This window comes from thiotrophic endosymbiont of Bathymodiolus puteoserpentis (Logatchev) (genome assembly GCF_900127505.1).
GTDB lineage: Bacteria > Pseudomonadota > Gammaproteobacteria > PS1 > Pseudothioglobaceae > Thiodubiliella.
On sequence record NZ_UEXF01000028.1, the window covers coordinates 151887 to 173456 of the forward strand.

The 21570-nt window shown below is 35.6% G+C and carries 24 protein-coding genes and 1 tRNA gene; 18 read left to right on the forward strand and 7 right to left on the reverse strand.

What is annotated here, in order from left to right; all coding sequences use genetic code 11:
* The first annotated feature begins 2 nt into the window (after positions 1–2).
* From BHECKSOX2_RS05000 to aroA, 6 genes are read left to right on the forward strand one after another with little or no spacing between them, the layout of a single operon-like run.
* The gene (locus tag BHECKSOX2_RS05000) at positions 3–572 is read left to right on the forward strand and encodes a condensin complex protein MksE (protein WP_139682708.1); all 570 of its coding nucleotides are present in this window, start codon (positions 3–5) and stop codon (positions 570–572) included.
* Positions 556–4254 (forward strand): ATP-binding protein, encoded by a 3699-nt coding sequence (locus tag BHECKSOX2_RS05005; protein ID WP_139682709.1) that lies wholly within the window; start codon positions 556–558, stop codon positions 4252–4254. Before BHECKSOX2_RS05000 ends, BHECKSOX2_RS05005 begins: the two co-directional genes overlap by 17 nt.
* Positions 4254–5108: a DUF7281 domain-containing protein gene (locus BHECKSOX2_RS05010; RefSeq protein ID WP_139682753.1), complete on the forward strand. Its 855-nt coding sequence runs from the start codon at positions 4254–4256 to the stop codon at positions 5106–5108. The genes BHECKSOX2_RS05005 and BHECKSOX2_RS05010 overlap by 1 nt, the downstream gene beginning before the upstream one ends.
* Positions 5105–6184, forward strand: a complete 1080-nt coding sequence (gene hisC, locus BHECKSOX2_RS05015; RefSeq protein WP_180323668.1) for a histidinol-phosphate transaminase — start codon at positions 5105–5107, stop codon at positions 6182–6184. Before BHECKSOX2_RS05010 ends, hisC begins: the two co-directional genes overlap by 4 nt.
* Positions 6181–7041: a prephenate dehydrogenase gene (locus tag BHECKSOX2_RS05020; RefSeq protein WP_139682710.1), complete on the forward strand. Its 861-nt coding sequence runs from the start codon at positions 6181–6183 to the stop codon at positions 7039–7041. Before hisC ends, BHECKSOX2_RS05020 begins: the two co-directional genes overlap by 4 nt.
* The gene (gene aroA / locus BHECKSOX2_RS05025; protein ID WP_139682711.1) at positions 7034–8335 is read left to right on the forward strand and encodes a 3-phosphoshikimate 1-carboxyvinyltransferase; all 1302 of its coding nucleotides are present in this window, start codon (positions 7034–7036) and stop codon (positions 8333–8335) included. The genes BHECKSOX2_RS05020 and aroA overlap by 8 nt, the downstream gene beginning before the upstream one ends.
* Before the next feature lie 133 nt (positions 8336–8468).
* Here the strand turns inward: aroA and BHECKSOX2_RS05030 are convergent, their stop codons facing one another.
* Complete coding sequence (locus tag BHECKSOX2_RS05030; RefSeq protein ID WP_090717654.1) at positions 8469–8795, reverse strand: TusE/DsrC/DsvC family sulfur relay protein; 327 nt, start codon at positions 8793–8795, stop codon at positions 8469–8471.
* Positions 8796–8863: 68 nt separating this feature from the next.
* Here BHECKSOX2_RS05030 and lepB point away from each other — a divergent pair, with 68 nt between their 5' ends.
* Entirely contained in the window at positions 8864–9781 is a 918-nt protein-coding gene (lepB, locus tag BHECKSOX2_RS05035; RefSeq protein ID WP_139682712.1) for a signal peptidase I, read from the forward strand.
* A gap of 43 nt (positions 9782–9824) precedes the next feature.
* Here lepB and BHECKSOX2_RS05040 read toward each other — a convergent pair whose 3' ends face one another.
* Genes BHECKSOX2_RS05040 through BHECKSOX2_RS05050 form a run of 3 tightly spaced genes read right to left on the reverse strand, consistent with a single transcriptional unit; the run spans position 9825 to position 12798 of the window.
* Complete coding sequence (locus tag BHECKSOX2_RS05040; protein WP_139682713.1) at positions 9825–10664, reverse strand: ParB/RepB/Spo0J family partition protein; 840 nt, start codon at positions 10662–10664, stop codon at positions 9825–9827.
* A 2-nt stretch (positions 10665–10666) separates the two neighbouring features.
* Positions 10667–11440 (reverse strand): ParA family protein, encoded by a 774-nt coding sequence (locus BHECKSOX2_RS05045; RefSeq protein WP_139682714.1) that lies wholly within the window; start codon positions 11438–11440, stop codon positions 10667–10669.
* Positions 11440–12798 (reverse strand): S41 family peptidase, encoded by a 1359-nt coding sequence (locus BHECKSOX2_RS05050; protein ID WP_139682715.1) that lies wholly within the window; start codon positions 12796–12798, stop codon positions 11440–11442. The genes BHECKSOX2_RS05045 and BHECKSOX2_RS05050 overlap by 1 nt, the downstream gene beginning before the upstream one ends.
* A 96-nt stretch (positions 12799–12894) precedes the next feature.
* On the opposite strand from BHECKSOX2_RS05050, the gene BHECKSOX2_RS05055 reads away from it, so the two are divergent.
* The 6 genes from BHECKSOX2_RS05055 (at position 12895) to BHECKSOX2_RS05080 (ending at position 15877) form a co-directional block, all read left to right on the forward strand.
* The gene (locus tag BHECKSOX2_RS05055) at positions 12895–13500 is read left to right on the forward strand and encodes an ABC transporter substrate-binding protein (RefSeq protein WP_139682716.1); all 606 of its coding nucleotides are present in this window, start codon (positions 12895–12897) and stop codon (positions 13498–13500) included.
* Positions 13501–13510: 10 nt separating this feature from the next.
* Positions 13511–13816 (forward strand): ArsR/SmtB family transcription factor, encoded by a 306-nt coding sequence (locus BHECKSOX2_RS05060; protein ID WP_139682717.1) that lies wholly within the window; start codon positions 13511–13513, stop codon positions 13814–13816.
* A 27-nt stretch (positions 13817–13843) separates the two neighbouring features.
* Positions 13844–13920 (forward strand) — tRNA-Arg (locus tag BHECKSOX2_RS05065).
* Positions 13921–13926: 6 nt separating this feature from the next.
* Positions 13927–14700 carry a prolipoprotein diacylglyceryl transferase gene (gene lgt / locus BHECKSOX2_RS05070; RefSeq protein WP_139682718.1) on the forward strand — a complete coding sequence of 258 codons (774 nt, stop codon included), beginning with the start codon at positions 13927–13929 and terminating at the stop codon, positions 14698–14700.
* Positions 14697–15551, forward strand: a complete 855-nt coding sequence (thyA, locus tag BHECKSOX2_RS05075; RefSeq protein ID WP_139682719.1) for a thymidylate synthase — start codon at positions 14697–14699, stop codon at positions 15549–15551. Before lgt ends, thyA begins: the two co-directional genes overlap by 4 nt.
* A complete protein-coding gene (locus BHECKSOX2_RS05080; protein ID WP_090717680.1) occupies positions 15548–15877 on the forward strand; it encodes a zinc ribbon domain-containing protein YjdM in 330 nt (109 codons plus the stop codon). The genes thyA and BHECKSOX2_RS05080 overlap by 4 nt, the downstream gene beginning before the upstream one ends.
* On the opposite strand, the gene BHECKSOX2_RS05085 is transcribed toward BHECKSOX2_RS05080, so the two are convergent.
* Entirely contained in the window at positions 15878–16909 is a 1032-nt protein-coding gene (locus BHECKSOX2_RS05085) for a thioredoxin family protein (RefSeq protein WP_139682720.1), read from the reverse strand. It abuts the gene before it with no gap.
* Between the two features lie 91 nt (positions 16910–17000).
* Positions 17001–17672 carry a type I-MYXAN CRISPR-associated protein Cas6/Cmx6 gene (gene cas6 / locus BHECKSOX2_RS05090; RefSeq protein WP_139682721.1) on the reverse strand — a complete coding sequence of 224 codons (672 nt, stop codon included), beginning with the start codon at positions 17670–17672 and terminating at the stop codon, positions 17001–17003.
* A gap of 54 nt (positions 17673–17726) precedes the next feature.
* On the opposite strand from cas6, the gene rnc reads away from it, so the two are divergent.
* From rnc to acpS, 5 genes are all read left to right on the forward strand, one after another.
* Positions 17727–18401: a ribonuclease III gene (rnc, locus tag BHECKSOX2_RS05095; RefSeq protein ID WP_090716537.1), complete on the forward strand. Its 675-nt coding sequence runs from the start codon at positions 17727–17729 to the stop codon at positions 18399–18401.
* A complete protein-coding gene (gene era, locus BHECKSOX2_RS05100) occupies positions 18398–19282 on the forward strand; it encodes a GTPase Era (RefSeq protein WP_090716538.1) in 885 nt (294 codons plus the stop codon). The genes rnc and era overlap by 4 nt, the downstream gene beginning before the upstream one ends.
* Before the next feature lie 98 nt (positions 19283–19380).
* Entirely contained in the window at positions 19381–20073 is a 693-nt protein-coding gene (gene recO, locus BHECKSOX2_RS05105; protein WP_245391318.1) for a DNA repair protein RecO, read from the forward strand.
* Positions 20074–20078: 5 nt separating this feature from the next.
* Positions 20079–20804, forward strand: a complete 726-nt coding sequence (gene pdxJ, locus BHECKSOX2_RS05110) for a pyridoxine 5'-phosphate synthase (RefSeq protein WP_139682722.1) — start codon at positions 20079–20081, stop codon at positions 20802–20804.
* Positions 20801–21223: a holo-ACP synthase gene (acpS, locus tag BHECKSOX2_RS05115; protein ID WP_139682723.1), complete on the forward strand. Its 423-nt coding sequence runs from the start codon at positions 20801–20803 to the stop codon at positions 21221–21223. The genes pdxJ and acpS overlap by 4 nt, the downstream gene beginning before the upstream one ends.
* 39 nt (positions 21224–21262) lie before the next feature.
* On the opposite strand, the gene BHECKSOX2_RS05120 is transcribed toward acpS, so the two are convergent.
* Entirely contained in the window at positions 21263–21568 is a 306-nt protein-coding gene (locus BHECKSOX2_RS05120) for a hypothetical protein (protein ID WP_139682724.1), read from the reverse strand.
* Positions 21569–21570 lie beyond the last annotated feature (2 nt).

Genomic DNA, 21570 nt, shown 5'->3' on the forward strand with positions numbered 1-21570 from the left:
TTATGACAAAATATACATCCGACATATTTAAGGTATTGCGTAGAGGGCAATTTATATGTTCTAATAGTCCAGATGATGATACACAAACGCTTTACAAAATTCTGGAAGATGAAGATAATTTTGAAGATTTATACGATTATTTTTATCAAATTGACTATATTTTAGAGCAAGGAGATGAGTTTTTCTATTTTAGTCGTAACGAAAAAAATGCTGATTTAGAAAGAAAAATTGAAAAAGCATTTGGCTGGATTGACACTTTAGATTTTTTTAAAACTTTTGACTCTTCTTTTGATGTTGGCTTTAGGTTTACTCCTTCTGAAATAGTCAATCAACTCAAAAACAATGCGGATTTAAAAACCAAATTAGATAACTTTAAAAAAATAAGTGCTGATAAAAAAAGTTATTTAGATCAAATAAAAAAACTAATTGAAAAACTGGAAAAAGACAACTATATAACATTAGAAAATGAAATATCTGAAACATACAAAGTGCTTACTTCTTTTAACTATTTAAAAGACCTTGTAAACACTATTAATATACCTGAGATAATTGCAAATGAGATACCTGAATAAAATAGTCTTTATAAATAGTGCATCTGTAAAATACGCAGAGATTGGATTAGATGGAAATGTGCATCTAATTGGAACGCAAGGTGTAGGAAAAAGTACATTACTTAGAGCGATATTATTTTTTTATAATGCGAATAAATCTAAATTAGGTATTTCAAGAGAGAAAAAACGTTTTGATGAATATTATTTTGAATATCAAAACTCATATATCATTTATGAAATCGTGAAAGATAATATTCCATTTTGTGTTTTGGCTTATAAGGTAAATGGAAAGGTTGCTTTCAGATTTTTTAATTCTGAATACCAAAAAAAATTCTTTATTGATGAAAATAACAGGGCTTTCGAAAATTGGGAAAAGACTCGTGACGCCTTAGGTAAAGCTATTTACTACACAAAAATAATATCAAGCTACGAAGAATATAGAAAGATTATTTATGGTGATAATAAAGGGCTAAAATCTGAATTTCGTAAATACGCTTTGATTGAAAGTAAACAATACCAAAATATACCAAGAACAATTCAAAATGTATTGTTAAATTCAAATTTAGAGGCTAAGTTTATAAAAGATACTATTATAAATTCTATTAGTGAAGATGAGTTTACAATAGATGTGTCTAATTATTCAAAGAACCATCTTAGGGATTTTGAAACACAAATAAAGGATATTAGAATTTGGTTTAAGAAAAACAAAAAAGGTGAAATAGTTGTAAGAAATCAAGCAGATAAAATTATTGATAATTATAGAATACTGAATTTCTTAAAAAGAGAAAAGAAAGGGTTGGCTATTAATTTATCCAGCAGAATAAATTATATAGAAAGAGAGAAGTCTCAATTATCTACAAATCACTCTACTGAAAACAGCAAGTTAGAAGAGTTATTTCAAAAGAAAGAAAACCTAAAGGGAATCCATTTAAAAAGAGAGCAAAAGCTTATTTCCAAGATAGATTATATTAACAAGAAACTGACGGAAGCAGAAAACAAGCAAACTGAATTTGAGAGTCAAAACATAAAACTATTAATTGAAAAAGTTGCTAAAAAAGAAGGCTTGACAAGTAAAAAATCAGCCAAAATAGATGAGAAAAATCTTCTCACTTCGCAGTTTGCTGAAATTAGCCAAAAATATAAGGCTCTAATAACACAAACTAAGAACCAAGAGAAAGAATTCGCTAATGAGAGAAATGCAGAAATCAATCGTTATGAAAGTGAATTTGGAGACAGGAAATCTGAGATTTTTGAAAGCTACAATAAGTTAATACAAGAAATTAAGAAGGCAAATCAAGAACTAGAAGAAAAGGCAAATAATGAAGTTGATTTCTTTATTGACAAAGAAAATAGCTTTAAAAGAGATAAGGCTGAATTGAAACATAAAACATTTTACGAAGCTGAGATAAGGGGTTGTGAAGATGAAAAAACGCAACTCAATAGTAAAATACAAAAATCAAATACCTTGATTCTCAATTCAAATAACGCAAAAAAAATTTTAGTCAAAGAATGGGAATTTAAAGAAAAAGAAATTGTACATAATGCTGAATCAAAAGTTGAAAATGAGCAAGTACATCAAAAAAAGCATTCAACTGAGATAGAGGATATTGAAACAAAAATTAGACAAAGCAAGTCTTCTCTTTATGGTTGGTTAAATGACAATGTTCCTAATTGGGAAGGTACAATAGGAAAAGTAATTGATGAAAAGTATGTATTGTTTAATACCGAATTAAGTCCAAAACTTATAGATAACAATACAGCTTTAATTTTCGGTTTAGAAATAAATTTAAATGCCTTAGATAACCGCATTAAAACTGTTAAAGAATATAACCAAGAAATTGAACTGTTAAAAGCTAAAGTAACTGAAGTTCAGAAGTCAATCGCACTAATTAATGATTCTAAAGAGAGCAGTTTGGAAAATCTAAATGTAAAATTTAGAAAAAAACTAAATACTCTAAAAGAAGTTATTTCTACAAATGAATATGTCGTATCTCAAAGTGAACAACATTTAAAAAATAATAAAATCAAATTAGATGAGTGGATATTAAAGTCAACATCTGAAAAAGCAGCTGTTTTAAGTAAAATTGAAGAAGATTTGGAGGGTCTTTCAATTCAAAAATCCAAAGCTAAAGAGAATTTAGAAAACATTATAAAGGGGGGTGATCGTGAAATAAGCAAAAAAGAGAAAGAAAGGGCGGTAGAAATAAATAATGTTGAGCTTGCAAAAGATGAAGCCATCAAGACTATTAGCACCTCAACAACTGAAAATAAAGTTGATGCAGATAAGCGTATAAAAGAATTGAAAAATCAGCAAGATTTGGAGTTAAATAATAAAGGAGTAGATACAGAAAGATTAGAAATTATTGAAGATTGTTTAACTGAAATTATTGAAGATTTATCTTTTATAAAGAGTAATGAGCGGACAGTTTTTGATTACGAAAAAGATAAAAGAGAGCTTTTTGATAAAGTACCCGAATTGAGAGCTGATAAAGCTACAAACAGGAAAAAGCAAAATACCCTAAAAAAAGAACAAAGAATAGAGCAAGAAAAATTTGATAAAAAATACAATCAACAATATGATATTGTTCAAGCAATACAAACTAAAATTGATGAATTTAATAAAGATGTAGAAACATTTAATCAATTTAAAACATCTGATACTTTTTCATCTATCCAGAATGACTTTTTAAATAAAATTAATGAAAACAATTGTTCTAAAACTGCTATTTTAATTATTGAAGAACTAAATGATAGGCATTATAAGAGTATTGACAAGTTTAGCGATTTACGACAATCTGTTAATTCTTTTATTAATAATTTTAATGAACAGAATATTTTCAGATTTAAAGTTAAATTAAACGAGGATTCTGATTTTATAAATTTTGCCATTGACCTTAAAGAATTTATTGAAGAAGACAAAATCAATCAATTCGAAAAAAGAGTAAACGAACGATTTTCACATATTATTCAGCAAATTGGAAATGAAACAACCGATCTTATTTCTAAAGAAGCTGAAATTGAAAAAATAATCAAAAAAATTAATAATGACTTCATAAGCAAAAACTTTGTAGAAGCCATTAAAGAGATGGAAATGAGAACTCAAAAAAGTTCAAATCCAGTTGTAAAACTGTTAATTAAAATTAAAGAGTTTAACGATGAAAATAGTTTGATATTGGGTGAGGATAATCTTTTCACATCATCAGAGACAGGAAATAAAAATCATAAGGCGGTTGAACTATTAAAACAATTGGTTAAAGAATTAGAGAAGTATAAAAATTCAGTTCTTACACTTTCAGAATCATTTGATTTACAATTTAGAATTGTTGAAAATGATAATGACTCTGGCTGGGTAGAAAAATTATCTAATGTTGGAAGTGAGGGCACTGATGTCCTGGTGAAAGCAATGATTAATATTTTACTTTTAAATGTGTTTAAAGATAATGCTTCTAAGAAATTCAAAGATTTTAAATTGCATTGCATGATGGATGAAATTGGTCGTTTACACCCAAACAATATAAAAGGAATTTTAAGATTTGCAAACGATAGGAACATACTCCTTATTAACGGCTCACCAACAAGTCAAAATGCTATAGATTATCGCTATACTTACAAATTATTTAAGGAACAATCAAAAACAGATAATAAAAAGTATATAACAAGAATTAAACGTTTAGTAAAAGTAAATACCAAGGTTTTCAATTGATGCGACTAACTCTTAAAATAGGAAAAGTTTTAATTAAATTATTGAGTGGATATACTGTAACTTTTAGCTCCGCTAAGAGTGCGTTAATTAACGAATTGATTTCTGAAAATATTTTATGTCAAAAAGGCAAACATCATAAATCTATACAACTTAGAGATAAAGAGGCGTTAAATATTTATCTTTCAAATCAATTGCAAATTAATGATTTAGAGAGCTATATTTATGCATTAGAAAACAAAAATGCAAGTCGTTCTGAATTCGTAAAAATTGCAAGAGACTCAAAAAAATCAAAAGAAAGGGCTTTTAAGGGTTTTTTAGTAAATAGTTATAACCCCATTAAAGCGGAATTAAACAGTCAAAAACTAGTCATCAACCCAGTAGAAGGAAGTTTTATTTTTTTTTATGATTTTGATACCTTTAAAATAAGTAAAGATATTACTATTGTTGGTGTCGAAAATTCAAGAAATTTTAGACATATTGAGGAGCAAAAATATTTGTTTAAAGACATAAGCCCACTTTTTATATCTCGCTATCCTCAAAATCAAAACAAAGATTTTATTAAGTGGATGAAATCAGTTCCAAATGATTATATTCATTTTGGTGATTTTGATATTTCAGGTATTGGAATTTATTTAAATGAATATAAAAAACATTTATTCAGTAAAGCGAAATTTTTTATTCCTAAAGGCATTGAAAATACAATTAAAAACAATGGAAGCAGAGAGAGATATGATAATCAAAAAGCCAATTTTGATAAAAATAAAATAAAAGAGAGGCAATTGCTAGCTCTTGTTAATATAATTAACACAGAAAAGAAAGGTTTGGACCAAGAGTATTATATTGAAAAGTTATGAAAAAAAATAGCGTGCATATTTGTGAGTCTATACTTTCCCTGAAGGCGTATCAGGGAGGCAAACCTATTAGCGAGCTACAACGCGAGTTGGGCTTGGATGAAGTTGTGAAACTCGCCAGTAATGAAAATCCCTTGCCTGTTAGTAATAAAGTGCGCATGGCGATTGAGCGAGCCATCGCTGAAGTAGGGCGTTATCCTGATGGCAATGGTTTTGAACTCAAGCAATCAATAGCTAAGTATTTGTCGATATCTAGCGAGCACATTACATTGGGTAATGGTTCTAACGATATTTTGGAGTTATTGGCTAGAGTAAGTCTGTGTCATGCGAGTGATGAGGTGATTTTTTCGCAATATGCTTTTGTGGTTTACCCTTTGGTTACTAAAGCATTGGGTGCTAAAGCAGTCATCACACCTGCAAATGACTTTGGTCATGATTTGGATGCAATGCTCTTGGCAATTACCAATAATACCAAGCTGATTTTTATTGCTAATCCTAATAATCCGACGGGTACATTATTGGAAGACGCTGGCGTTTATGCGTTTTTGTCAAAAGTGCCAAGTTCGGTCATTGTGGTATTAGACCAAGCGTATGTTGAGTATTTAGATGTTAATGATGTTACTGTTGGCTGGTTGCAAGCGTTTGATAATTTGGTGATTACGCGTACTTTTTCTAAGGCGTATGGCTTGGCAGCTTTACGGGTGGGGTATTCCCTTTCAAGTAGCAAGATTGCTGATTATTTAAATCGCATTCGCCAGCCTTTTAATGTGAATCACATTGCACAAAGTGCAGCAATTGCTGCTTTGGCAGATGAAGATTTTTTACAAGAATCTATTTCATCTAATAGACAAGGGTTAATACAACTTGCCAATGGATTTAAGGTATTGGGTTTGTCTTATATTCCATCATCAGCAAACTTTATTGCTGTGAAAGTGGGTGATCCAAGTGTGATTTATCAAGCTTTATTAGAGAAAGGTTTTATTGTGCGTCCTGTGGAAATGAAGGGCTATTTAAGAGTTTCTGTTGGTGCAAAAAACGAGAATGAAAAATTCCTTGTTGCGTTAAAATCTGTCTTATGAATAAGATTTGTATCATCGGTGTTGGATTGATTGGTGGCTCGTTTGCACTAGGCTTGAAAAAGAGTTTACATAAATCTCAGCAAGTTAGTATTGTTGGTTTTGGTAGAAATGAGGCTAATTTGCAACAAGCACAAGCCTTGGGTGTGATTGATACATATAGCCTAGATATTGTACAGGCATTATCTGGGGTAGAATTGGTGCTAATTGCTACACCAGTAAACAGTTTTAAAAATATTCTTGAACTTATTAAGCCACACATTAATGATAATGTTATTATCTGTGATGTTGGCAGTACCAAAGGTAGTGTGATTGCGACTGCCAAAGAAGTATTTGGCACTATGCCAGCTAAGTTTATTCCAGCACACCCAATTGCTGGTAAAGAGCAAAATGGTGTGACAGCTGCCGATGGTAGTTTGTTTAGCAATAAACGCGTTATTCTCACGCCAACGGATAATGCCGATACACAAGCGATTGAGCGTGTGAGTGAATGCTGGCAAGCACTGGGTGCAAGGGTGGAAATTATGAATGACAAAACACATGATGATTTATTAGCAATGACCTCGCACTTACCACATATGTTGGCATTCTCATTGATGGATTATGTGATTGAAAGTGGTTCAAATGCGCTTGATTATGCCGCAGGTGGTTTTAAAGATTTTTCTCGTATTGCTTCAAGTAATGCGACAATGTGGCGTGATATTTGTATCAACAACCCTGATGAAATTGTTAAGCATATTGCAGGCTTTCAGCAAAGTTTAGACAAGCTCTCAAGTTTGATTGAAGAGGGCAAAGCAAAAGAAATAGAGCAATTATTCATTAATGCTAAAACTGCAAGGGATGATTGGTTAAATGAGTAAATTTATCACGCAACCTGCCAAGAAATTATTAGGCAAGCTCAAAGTACCAGGGGACAAGTCTATCTCACATCGTAGCATTATGCTTGGCTCACTGGCAAATGGTATTACAGAAGTCAGTGGTTTCCTGCAAGGAGAAGATGCCTTAGCCACGCTGGAGGCTTTTCAAAAAATGGGTGTCAAGATTGAACGAGACGGCGACAAGGTAACGATTCATGGTGTTGGACTATATGGACTTAAACAGCCTGATTCTGCGCTTGATTTAGGCAATTCTGGTACTTCTATGCGGCTGATGTCAGGTATTTTAGCGGCTCAAAATTTTGACTCTGAGTTGGTAGGCGATGAATCCTTATCCAAACGCCCGATGGGTAGAGTGATTGACCCATTAACAGATATGGGTGCAGTGATTGAGAGTAATGACGGCAAGCCTCCATTAAAGATTAAAGGCGCTCAGTTACTTAAAGGCATTGATTACGATTTGCCAGTCGCATCAGCACAGGTAAAATCTTGCGTATTGTTGGCGGGTTTATACGCACAGGGGGAGACTTGTGTGAGTGAGCCAGAAACCACGCGTGACCATACTGAACGAATGCTTAAAGGCTTGGGGTACTCTGTAAAGGTGGAGGGTAATAAAATATGTCTAAGTGGTGGTGGAGAGTTAACTGCTATGAAAATCCAAGTACCCAGTGATATATCATCAGCTACATTTTTTATGGTGGCAGCTGCTATCGCACCACAAGCAGATCTAACACTAGAGGGTGTTAATATCAACCCAACACGCATCGGTGTGATTGATATTTTGCAGTTAATGGGTGCTAACCTTAGTTTATCAAATAAACGAGAAATTGGCGGTGAATTGTTGGCTGATATTCGCATTCAGTCGTCACAGTTAAAAGGTATTTATATTCCAGTAGAATTAGTGCCACTTGCTATTGATGAATTTCCAGCGATATTTATTGCAGCAAGCTGTGCACAGGGCGAGACGGTTTTAACGGGTGCAAAAGAATTACGAGTGAAAGAGAGTGACCGCATTCAAGTAATGGCAGATGGTTTGGGTATTCTTGGTATTGAAAATGAAGTATTAGAAGATGGTATTAAAATTCAAGGTGGACTCTTTCAAAAACCAAATGGTATTATTGAATCACACCACGACCATCGTATTTCAATGTCTTTTGCTGTAGCATCACTTAGATGTGAGCATGTCATTGAAATTAACGGTGTGGATAATGTCAAGACCTCATTTCCAAATTTTGTTGAATTGGCAAATTCTGTGGGTATGAATATTGTAGAAATTTAAAGAATGACGAATAGAGACCTTTGCATAAATAGGAATAATCATTGGCTTTTTCCAATCATCCCTATTTATGCAAAGGTCTCGAATAATAAAAAAGCGCTCATTGAGCGCTTTTTTATTGAAAACTTTAAAATTTTTAGTAGCCGCCTTTGCGTTTAGTCTCAGGCAGTCCAGCAATTTTCCCTGCTTGTTTGGCGGGACCTTTTGGGAATAATGTATAAAGCTCCTTGGTGGTTAGTTTGCCTTCCCAGTCGCCTTTTAAACCTTTAACCATATTGCGTTCATTAGGCTGGTTGGCGTTGTTATTAATGTATTCGTCACGCAAGAAGTTGATGAGTTTAAAACTCTCATCTGTTAAATTAACGCCTTCTTCTTCTGCAAGTTCTGTAGCGATACTCTCACTCCATTGATTAAGGTCAACTAAGTAACCATGCCCATCTCTCTCTAAATCTGCTAATGCCATCTTGTTCTCCAAAATAATAAAAAGAATTATTATATAATAAACACCTTTAACTTTTCCTTATTTTTTATATGACTATTGAAAACGCATCATCATTCTTTGCCTGGGATGTTTCCTCTTATTTAGCAGTGTTTCTGATTTTGGCATTTGTTATCGTGTTTACTGATCATTTTTTTATGGGTGGGGCAGAAGTGAATGCACGCTCAGAGAAAAAAAATTTGCTGAGTAAGTGGCTGTATTTTGTATGTTTTTTGAGGCTTAATAAATCAGAAAAATATGCGCATCGCTCTATGGTTGTGCAATTAGCAGCAGAGTTTTATCCAGTATTGTTGCTGGTTTTTTTACTGAGAGGTTTTATAGCAGAACCTTTTAGGATCCCATCTAACTCAATGATGCCAACATTTCTAACTTATGATTTTTTATTGGTAGATAAAATTTCTTACGGCATTCACTTGCCAGTGTTAAACACTGAGTTGGTGGATATTGGTGACCCGCAGCGTGGTGATGTCGTGGTGTTTAGGTATCCTAATTATGAGCAGGGTAAAGTTCATAAAGGTGCAGATTTTATCAAGCGTGTGATTGGACTCCCAGGTGATAGGATTGAATACATTAAAGACAGACTCACGGTAAATGGTAGAGTGATTGAACGCCAAAAAATCGGCACCTATACAGGGTTTGAGGAAGGTATTGAAATGACGGGGCATGGGCGTTATCGTGAGCTGCTAGATAACAATCCACACGATATTTTGTTACATCCTAATGTTAGTTCTCGTGGTGTGAGGCTTGTTGTCCCTGAAGGGCATTATTTTGTTATGGGTGATAACCGAGAACACAGTAGTGACAGTCGTTTTTGGGGTTTTGTACCTGAAGAATATATTATCGGTAGAGCCTTTTATATTTGGGCGCATGGTGATATTGGTGGGTTATTTTCCAATCCTATAAAAGCACTTAAAACTTTCACCTTTAATCGCAATGGAATCATTGATTAAAGGGTCTTAGCTGTATTTTTCCTTGTAAAAGGGAGGCAAAAAATTATTTAATATGGCTTAGGATGTTATTAAGTTCATCTTCAGATTGGTAATGAATAATAATTCTACCTTTGTTATTGTTGTCTTTAATCTCAGTTTTCGAGTTAAGCTTTTTGTTTAAAGAATCCGTATGTGCTTGAATATGAGGTTCAATTGTATTGGATGTAGCGGGCTTTGGATTGAGCACTCTTTTAACCAATTCTTCCGTTTGGCGCACAGACAAAGATTTTTGCACGACCTGATTGCCGACTTCAAGCTGTTGCTCGTTGCTTAACGGCAGCAGGGCGCGTCCATGACCCATTTCTATATCGCCATTACTGAGTAATTGTTTAGCATCATTACCAAGTTGCAATAGGCGGATTAAATTACTAACGCTGGAACGAGAACGACCAACCACATGTGAGATTTCCTCATGTGTCATTTTGAAATCTTCAATTAACTGGCGTAGCGCTTTGGCTTCTTCAAGTGGTGTTAGCGCCTCACGCTGGATATTTTCAATCAGACCAATAGCTAGGGCAACTTGGTCGTTAATTTCACGAACAATGACAGGGACTTCAGTGAGTCCAGCAATCTTAGCAGCGCGCCAGCGTCGTTCTCCAGCGATGATTTCATATTTATCGTAGGTAATTTTGCGAGCAACTAGCGGCTGAATAATGCCTTGCGCTGAGATTGAGTTAGCAAGTTCGTTTAGCGTATCAGGGTTGACATCGTCTCTGGGTTGGAATTGACCACGCTGTAATTCATTAATTCTTAAGATTTTTAGGTTGTTATCAGATTGCTCGTTGCTGGATGCTTGCCCTAGCAAGATATCTAATCCACGACCTAATTTTGAAGGGTTTGTCATATTTAATTTAATGTTTTTTGTTTTCCAACAATTTCACTTGCCAGTGAAACATAGGAAATTGCACCTTTGGAAGACCTTGCATAATTAATTGCTGCTTGACCGAAACTCGGTGCTTCTGCTAGTTTTATATTTCTAGGGATAATAGTTTTAAATACTTTTTTTGAAAAGTATTGTTGTAGTTGTACTGAGACTTCATTTGATAGTTTATTGCGTGCGTCATACATGGTTCTTATTAAGCCAGTGATTTCTAAATCAGGGTTGGTGGTTGCCTGAATTCTTTCAATGGTTTGTATGAGTGCACTAAGGCCTTCTAATGCATAATATTCACATTGCATTGGAATAAGAATACCGTTAGAGGCAGTAAAGGCATTAATAGTCAGCATATTTAGTGAAGGCGGACAGTCAATAATAATGTAATCGTATTTGTTGCTAACTTTGGCAAGCGCTTCTTTTAATAGATATTCTGAGTTGCCGTTTTTTATCAAGGCAATCTCAGCAGTGATTAAATCGGTATTGGAAGGAATAACATCAATTTTTACCTTGTCTGAATGAACAATAGCATTTTCAATGCTACATTCTCCTAACAATACTTCGCAAGTGGAGTATTGTAAATCGTGTTTGTCAATACCACAACCCATTGTTGCATTGCCTTGTGGATCAATATCAACCATTAACACGCGTTTTCTGATGGTTTGAAGTGCAGCACTTAGATTGACTGCGGTAGTCGTCTTGCCAACACCGCCTTTTTGGTTTGCAATTGAGAAAATGATAGCCATTACTTTTGTAATACCGAAAGTGCTTTAAGTAAGTTGCGCGCTTCATGCACAAAATAATCTTTTTCAAGTCTTTCAAGCGCCTTTTTATCTAGCTCTGTTTTCTTCTTTTCTTGTGCATCTAAGATTTCTTTAGAAGACAGTTCAGAAGGGTCTTCTACTTCCAAATGACCATCCAAGTCGCTTTCTTTGGTGTTGGTTACTGCGTTTTTCTTTTCTTTTTCTAGGCTGATATTTTTCAGTTTAACATCAGGCACAATACCTTTGGCTTGAATAGAGCGTCCGTTTGGCGTGTAGTATCTTGCAGTGGTGACTTTAAGTCCGTAACCACCTTTAAGTTCGAGAATAGTTTGCACTGAGCCTTTACCGAATGAAGTATTGCCCATGATGATTGCGCGTTTGTGGTCTTGTAATGCGCCTGAAACAATCTCTGAAGCTGAAGCGGAGCCTTCATTAATTAAGACTACCATTGGCGCACCATTTAATACATCGCCCGGGTCAGCGGTAAATTTAGTGTTGTTGTTTTTAAGTCTACTCTTGGTAGAAACAATCAAGCCAGTATCGTCAAGGAATAGATTGGATATATCAACTGCACCATCTAAAACCCCACCTGGGTTGTTTCTTAAATCAAGAATGAGCGACTTTAAGTCACCTTTGTTTTCATTAACTAAGCGCTCAAGGGTTTTTTGTAATAAGTCAGTGGTTGGATTTTGAAAACTGGAAACACGAATATAGCCAATACCATCTTTAAGTAAGTAGCCTTTGACTGAGGTAATGGTGATAATTTCGCGGGTAATTTTTACCACGAATGGTTTTGTATTTTTACGCACAATAGTGATTTTAATATCAGTACCTGGCTTACCACGCATCAATTTAACGCCATCTTCTAATGACATGCCATTGACAGGTTTATTGTTAATTTTAACAATCTTATCGCCAGCTTGAATGCCAGCTTTATAAGCAGGCGTATCATCAATCGGTGAGATGACTTGGATGATATTGTCTTTTTTGCTGATGACGATACCCAATCCGCCAAACTTACCCGATGCACTTTCTAATAAAGTCTTTTGCTCTTTTGGTTCTAAATAAGCCGAGTGCGGGTCTAAACCATTCACCATGCCTTTAATGGCATTGGTGAATAGTTTTTTATTGTCAACATCTTCCACATATAGTCTTTTAATTTGGCTGTAAACCTGAGTAAACGCCTCAAGGTCGTTGAAAAATGCTTCTAGGTTTTGTTTTTCTTTGGTGTTTAGTTTTTTACTTTCTGTTTTTTCTGTGGCATTACAGGCACTAAGTGTAAAGAAAGTGGAAAAAATCACTAAGAATAACGGGCGTTTTAAAGAATTCAAGAAAATCATAATATAATTATTAGTTTAATAAAGGTTTGAAGTATATATAATGTGTACAACATTTATAATTTTACTTGTTTTATTTGTTAGATAACGGAGAAAAATATGAAAAAGTTAAATACAGTTCTATTAGTATTTAGTATATTGATACCATCGCTTGTATTTGCCTATAAAGATGCAACAATAAATGAAGCGCCAACACCAGAAGACAGCCCTGTTAAAACTATACAGGCGGCTATTATCAAGCTTAATCAATTAACCAGCGTCGCAACTTACTCGCCACAAATGATGGGTTTTCTTATTAATCAGGAAATTACACCGTTGTTTGATTTTGAGTATATTGCTGATGAGGTTTTGTCAGCGAGCTATGTGAGTCTAAGTGACGAGGAAGTTAAATATTTTTCTAATTCATTAAAGCAAAATGTTATTAACACTTTGTTGGTGAAATTAGCGAAAGGTCGATCAAGGTCGCTTGATTTTGTTTATGCAAGACCAATGAGAGGTGGCAATATAATTGTTGTTAGATTAAACGCCAAGGGTTATTCTAGATACGGTTTTAATGTTGATTTGTCCTTCCACAAAAACAAATCAGGTAAATGGAAAATTTTTGATGTGGCACTTGAGAACGACAGTTTGATTAATTATTATCAAAGAATGATATTGATTAAAGTCAGAAGATACGGCATATATGGTATGCTAGGTAAAATTTAAAAATAAAATTATGATGAAATTATTAGAAAGAGATGAAGACATTAATAAGGCAACCAAAGCACTAAAGGCGATGGCACACCCATTGCGTTTAAAGATTTTATGTGTATTGAAGGGCGATGAATTACCAGTGTTAGAAATTGTAGAGCAAGTTGGCTCTTCTCAATCTAACATTTCTCAGCATATTGATATCCTTAGAACCAAAGGCATTCTTGAATCACGGCGTGATGGTAATAAAATTTTATGCAAAATAAAAGATGCAAAAATTTTGAAATTAGTTGCCAATATGCAAGCGGTTTTTTGTTCTAAAAATGACTAATTTAAACACTTTCGCATACTAAATTATGCGCTCGTAGCTCAATTGGATAGAGTCTTGGCCTCCGAAGCCAAATGTTGGGTGTTCAAATCACCTCGAGCGTACCACACTATATGACATACCCTGATATCAACCCAATCGCACTAGACTTAGGCTTTATCCAGATTTACTGGTACGGAATAATGTATCTGTTGGCTTTTTTGAGTGCTTACTTATTGGCAAGTTATCGTACTAAGCAACTAAATGACTGGAACAAACAGCAAGTAGAAGACATGATTTTTTACGGCGCTATAGGCGTTGTTTTTGGTGGTCGCATAGGCTATATGTTATTTTATAATTTTGGTGCTTTCTTATCAGACCCACTGTCTATCCTTGCTTTTCAAGATGGTGGCATGTCATTTCATGGTGGATTTTTAGGTGTGTTGTTGGGGATGGTGTTATTTAATCGTAAATACAACAAAACCTTTTTTGCGACGATGGATTTTGTTGCACCACTTGTGCCATTAGGTTTGGGTTTTGGTCGACTGGGTAATTTTATCAATGGTGAGCTTTGGGGTAAGGTAACCACAAGTCCGTTTGGACTCTATATTCAAGAGCAGGGTGTTGCACGATATCCATCACAATTGTATGAAGCATTTTTAGAAGGCTTGGTATTATTCGTGGTTCTGTGGATATTTAGCAAGAAACCGCGTGCGCCGATGACAATTTCTGCGTTATTTTTAATTTTGTACGGGTTGTTTAGATTTATCATTGAGTTTGTTAGAGTGCCTGATGTACAGTTGGGTTATTTGGCATTTGGCTGGCTTACTATGGGGCAGCTATTGAGTTTACCGATGATTATGTTAGGCATCTACTTACTTTTAAAAGCAAACAGAGTGTCTAGATGAAGGCATATATTGACATTGGCAGGCGAATCTTAGATGAAGGTGTGTGGCTATCTAATGTGCGTACTGGGCAAAAAACTTTAGCCATTATTGGCGCTACCTTTGAGCACGACTTGTCTGGTGGTACAGTGCCAGCGGTAACCACTAAAAAGCTCTTTTGGAAATCAGCCATTGCTGAAATGTTGGGTTATATTCGTGGTTATCAAAGTGCCGCTCAATTTAGAGAATTGGGCTGTAACACTTGGAATGCTAATACCAATGAAAATCAAGCATGGTTAGACAATCCATATAGAAAAGGTGAGGATGATATGGGGCTTTGTTATGGTGTGATTGGTCGTGCTTTCCCTGGTGTTGAAGGCGATGAACCAATGGACCAATACAAAAAAATTGTGACAGATTTATCTCGCGGTATTGACGACAGGCGTGAAATGATGACATTCAATCACCCTAATCTTATTCATCGTGCGTGCTTGCCAGCGTGTTTGCACACGCATCACTTTAATTTATTAGGTGATGATTTGTATCTTGAGAGTTATCAGCGTAGTAGTGATTATGCAATTGGGCAGCCGTTTAATCATTTTCAAGTGGCATTTTTATTATTGATTACCGCACAAATTACCGGCAAGAAGGCTAAGAAGATACGCCATCATTTGTCAAATGTGCATCTGTATGAAAATCAAGTTGAAATTTTTAAAAATGAGCAAATGAATCGTGAGCCATTGCCACTACCAAAACTTAACATCAATCCAGAGATTAAAACTCTACAAGATTTAGAAACTTGGGTGACAATAAATGATTTTGAACTGCTTGATTATGAGCATCATCCAGCGGTGAAATACCCATTCACAGTATGAGCCTACCCAAGTGCCCCAAATGTAGCTCTGAATATGTTTATGAAGATGGCAATCTTTTGGTGTGTCCTGAGTGTGCTTACGAGTTTTCAGCAAATGATTTAGACGAGCAAGAGCGTATTATTAAAGATGCAAATGGCAATGTTTTAAGTGATGGAGATACAGTAAGCGTTATTAAAGATTTAAAAATTAAAGGCTCTCAATCGGTGGTGAAAGTGGGTACCAAAGTTAAAAATATTCGCCTGTGTGATGGTGATCACGATATTGATTGTAAAATCCCAAACTTTGGTGGAATGAAACTTAAATCCGAATTTGTCAAGAAAGTATAGTTACTTCCAAATATCAACTGTAATCCCTTGTTCTCTTAACTTATCAGACTTATGCTCAATATAGCGCTGAAAGTTTGGCTGGGTTTTATACGCACCTGTCAAAACATAATCCATAATGCTATGCAAGTGATACTGCTTGAAATAAGCATCTTTGCGAATAATTTCATTGCCCGTCTTGTCAAAGAAAACAATGGCAGGTTTGTAGGTAAGTTTTAACGCCTCATACCAATCTTTGGCAGTGGTGCGTTTGCCTGATGGGGTGATTAATTTTTCATTAGACAGCGCATTAAGACGCACGACTTGCATTTGTTGTAAATAGTCTTGTGTTTGTTCTAATGGCATTAATTCAGCATGAAAAAAATCACATTGTGTACAGTTTGGCTCTTCAAAAAATACCGCTAAAACCTTTTGTGCTGGTAGGTTTTCGCTACGCATTAATAAGTGCGGAGGCGATGCAAAGATTGTATGTGAGTTAAGCTTGCCAGTCTTGTTTTTCTTTAACTTGTTGAGATAGTTGGCATAGGATTCTTTGAGATAGACTTTGTTGGCAATATAATCTAATGTAGTGTGCATTTTATCAATAGATTGATAACCATTGAGTCTGAGTAGGGTCCTGCCTTGAGGATTTAAAAAAACGAGAGTAGGGGTAAACTGGATTTTCATATGTGCTGAAAATTCCTTTTCAGTAAACTCTCTACCTGTCCAATCGCTCAAACCTGTATCGCCCCATATATTGGTTTCAATCACATCAAAATCTTTTTGTAATTTAGCAACTAATTTTTTATCATGAAAGTTATCTTTTACTAATTTTGCGCAGTAAGGACAGCCATTTTGATGAAAATAAATCATGACATGGCGACCTTTATCATTGGCTTCTTCTAAGTCTTCAGAAAGATCCATAAAGGTTGTTTTAAACCAGTCAGGTAGAAAATCAATGGTTTCTGCACCTAAAAAATCCCCTTGTTTAACCACTTCTTGAGCGACAGACACGGATGAAAGATAGAAGGAAAATATTAGAAATACAATGCGCATGAGTTGATTGTAGTCCTAAAGTTAAGCCAATGCAAATTTGGGTTAAATACCACTCAAAAAATATTTAACTGCTGGATTGGAAAAAGCCTTGTTAGACCGCATTAACACTTTCAATACCTTTCTGTGGCAAAAATAGCCCACAGCCTAGTAGGCGATGCTTGCCAATGCCTGCTTCTTGGAGCTTGACAGATTCTGCTTTTCTTAGGTCAGCTACCATCAAAGAGCGTGTATGAATGATGCCATCTGGCGTTGATATTTTGCGTTTTAAACCTGCCATCATCTTTTTAGGTTGAATCCCTAGCGCTTGAAATTGCGCAAATGAGGTTTGCAAAAAATCTCCTTCACTGGTATTTTCATCGCAGGCAATATGCTTGGCAAATACAATTTGCATATCACTCATCAATTTTGGCTCTAGCGCCTTGATTACATCAATCTGATATTCGCCTAAATTCAATGTTTTTCCAATCAAAATTTCTACTTCATCTAACTTTTCCTTAGGAATTCGAATATTAAGTTTAGAGCGTTTAGAAGGGTAGTAGAAACCCGATTCATGGTCTTGCTCCCAGCCATTGCCATCAGCCACACTAATATCAAACACACCCGCCTTGACTTCTTTCAACCAAGGTAAGTGTTTGAGTAATGCCTGAGACAGAAAATAAGCATGGTCAATTGGTAAAATTTTGGCGTGAATATTAAACACAGCATCTTGAATCGTCTCAGGAAGCGTAAAATGCTCCTCTTTAATATCTTCTTGCCAAAACATAAGAATCATTGAATTTTATAATGGCGTTAATTATATATAGACACATATTAGACAATGAACGAATTACAGAAAAAAATTAATTATCAATTTAAAGACATTGCTTTGTTGAGGCAGGCATTGACGCATCGTAGCATGGGTAAGGGCAATAATGAGCGTCTTGAGTTCTTGGGTGATAGCGTACTGGGTGTGGTGGTTTCTCGAGAGTTGTATCAGCGTTTTCCAAGTATTGCCGAGGGTAAGCTGTCTCGATTTAAGTCTTATGTGGTTAGAGGGCAAACGCTTGCATTGATTGCAGCTAAGCTTGAGTTGTCAAATTTATTGATTTTGGGTTCGGGTGAATTAAAAAGTGGCGGACATAATCGTAAATCTATTCAATCTGATGCAGTAGAGGCTATTTTGGGTGCTATTTTCTTGGAGGCAGATTTTGATACTGTTAATACGGTAATTCTAGATTTGTTTAAAGAATATATAGATGACATTAATCCAAATGACACACTAAAAGATTTTAAAACGCAGTTGCAAGAACGCTTGCAAAAGTTTGGACAAACACTACCACAATATGAATTAATCAAAACTGTAGGCAAAGACCATAATGCAAAATTTACCGTTAACTGCTTTTTAAAAGACTATTCAATGCAAGTTCAACAAGAAGCTAAAAGCATTAAGAGAGCAGAACAAATGTGCGCTGAAGTTTTGCTAGAAAAATTAAAAGAGAAAAAAGCTTCATGAGTCATAAGGCAGGTTTTATTGCAGTTATAGGTCGTCCAAATGTGGGCAAATCGACTTTAACCAATGAGCTTATCGGTCAAAAACTCTCCATTACCTCACACCGACCGCAAACCACACGCCATCGTATTCACGCTATTGATACCACTGATGATTATCAAATGGTGTTTGTTGATACGCCAGGTATGCATATTGGCAACACTAAGGCTATTAATGCTTATATGAATAGAGCTGCTAGCTCCAGCATTAATGATGTTGATATTATTTTGTGGTTGGTTGAGGCGGGTAAATGGACCAAAGAAGATGCGCGAGTTTTGGAACATGTGTCAAAAGCGCAGGTACCCGTTATACTGTGCGTGAATAAGATTGATAAACTCAAAGACAAACAAGCAGTTTTGCCTTTTTTAGCAGAAATTGGACAAAAATATCAGCCCGATGATTTGTTCCCACTTTCAGCGTTTAATAAGCCTGATACCAAAACACTACGAACATTAATTCTAAAATATTTGCCAGAGCAGGGCAATATTTTCGATGCTGATTATGTAACCGATAGAAGTGAAAAATTTGTCGTTGCTGAGTTTATCCGTGAAAAGTTAATGCGCCATTTGACGGATGAATTGCCTTACGACCTTACCGTTGAAATTGAACAATATGAATTAGATGGCGAAATGCAAAGGATTGCTGCTAGAATTTTTGTTGATAAAACCTCACAAAAAAGTATCGTTATCGGCAATAAAGGCGAGATGTTAAAACTCATTGGCACCGAATCTCGTCAAAGCATTGAGGGTTTTTTACAGCGTAAAGTATTTTTAAAACTTTGGGTTAAAGTCAAACAAGGTTGGTCTGATGATAAACGCTCACTCGCTTCATTGGGATATGATTAATGAAAAGATATTTGCATTAATGGACTTAATTTTATTTATTATTTGGCGTTGTTATGCAACAAATACAATGTTAATATTAGCGTAGCATTTGGTGGCTAATGATGACTAAGATTGATTTAACCCCCGCTTTTTTAATTCATCGTAGAGCGTTTAAAGATTCTTCTTTATTGTTAGATTTTTTTACCCAAGAGCACGGCAAGATTCGTCTAGTTGGACGAGGCTTGCGCAAGTCAAAAACACCTTTGCAAATGTTTCAACATATGAAAATCTCTTTTGCTGGTAAAGGCGAGCTTAAAACATTAACGACTTGGGAGGCAGACGACGAGCCAAGAAATCTACAAGGAGAAACCCTGATATTAGGCATATATATAAATGAGTTGGTTTCTAGATTATTGCAAGAACAAGACCCGCATGCTGTATTGTTTGATGCTTACAAGGCATTCATCAGCCAGATTGCCAAGTTAGAACAGCAAGCAAGATACTGGTCACTCAGATTGTTTGAAAACAATCTATTGTCTGAACTGGGCTATGGCTATGATTTAGAGAATGATATACATGGTGATGATATTGCACAAGGGGCTTATTATCAATATCAGTCGCAATCTGGTTTTGTGCGTAGCGATATAGGTAAAATATCGGGAAACACAATTCAACTAATGTTGGCAAAAGATGTATTAAATATGCCAGATGTTGAGCAATTAAAATTATGTAGAAATTTAAATAGAGAGAGATTGCAACCGTTACTTGGTAACAAACCCTTGCAAAGTCGCTCTTTATTCTTTACCAAGTAGACAAAATGAGTATTTATTTAGGTGTCAATATTGACCATATAGCCACAATTAGGCAAGCCAGAGGCACGCACTACCCCTCACCAGTAGAAGGCGCATTGTTATGTGAACAATCAGGTGCAGACAGCATTACTTTGCACCTGCGTGAAGACAGGCGCCATATTCAAGATGAGGATGTGGTTGTCTTGCGTGAGAAACTCACTACCAAAATGAATCTAGAAATGGCAAGTACCGATGAGATGATTGCCATTGCCAGCAAAATCAAACCGCAAGATTGCTGCCTAGTGCCAGAAAAACGCGAAGAACTCACTACTGAGGGTGGGCTGGATGTGGTTAATCAAATCTCAAGAATGACGGATGTTTGTGCACAGCTCAAAGCATCTAATGTTGTTGTGTCTTTATTTATTGATGCACAAAAAGACCAAATTGACGCTGCCAAACAATGCGGTGCACCCGTGATTGAGCTACACACTGGACATTACGCTGACACTACAGGCCCTGAACAACAAGCTGAATTTGAACGCATTAAAAGTATGGCAACTTATGCGCATTCAATTGGCTTACAAGTCAATGCAGGACACGGGCTAACACTTGAGAACACCAAGACCATTGCGCAATTACCTGAGATTGTTGAGCTTAATATTGGCCATTCAATTATTGCCAGAGCGGTATTTGTTGGGCTTGAGTCTGCTACTAATGAGATGAAAAATTTAATGCTAGAGGCGAGATTATGATTTATGGCATCGGCACTGATATTATTAATATCGAGCGAGTTGAGCAAATATTAAATAAAAACAAAGACGGCTTTGTGCATCGTGTGTTGTCTGAACACGAACAAGCGCTATTTGCCAACAAAGGCGATAGTGCTGCGTATTGTGCCAAACGCTTTGCCGCCAAAGAAGCCTTTGCCAAAGCCCTAGGCACAGGTATTGGCAGGATTGTTAGTTTTCAAGATTTAACCATTAGAAACAACGAAGAAGGCAAGCCCTATTTTATCCCCAGTGAAAAACTACGCTTATATCTCGTTGATAGAAACATCAAGCAGGCACATTTAAGCCTATCTGATGAAAAGTTTAATGCCGTGGCGTTTGTGGTATTAGAATTAGGCAAAAAAAACGAAGCCGAAAAAGGCGAATACGGCACAACTTTCTAAACCCCCCTCTAAATCCCAGTATGACTTAGAGGGCGCCCTCTAGTTAATGTATTGACCAAACCCCGCTTTGTAAGCTTCTTGCTTTGTACCTTCACAGCCAAATTTTTTTGCAGTTTGATAGCTTGATACAGCTAAGGGGTGTTGTTCCAACACAGGCACAGGGGTTCTGTGCATTTTAAAACGCTTTAGCCCTTGGTTCATTTTGCGATAACCCGCTGCATTTAACCCTTCACAGTTTTCATTGTAATATTTCACTGCACCTACTATCATCAGCATTTCGTTGGGTGAAAGTGCTTTTACAGATAGAGTTGCTATTAATATTGCTATAAATAATGTTTTTTTCATTG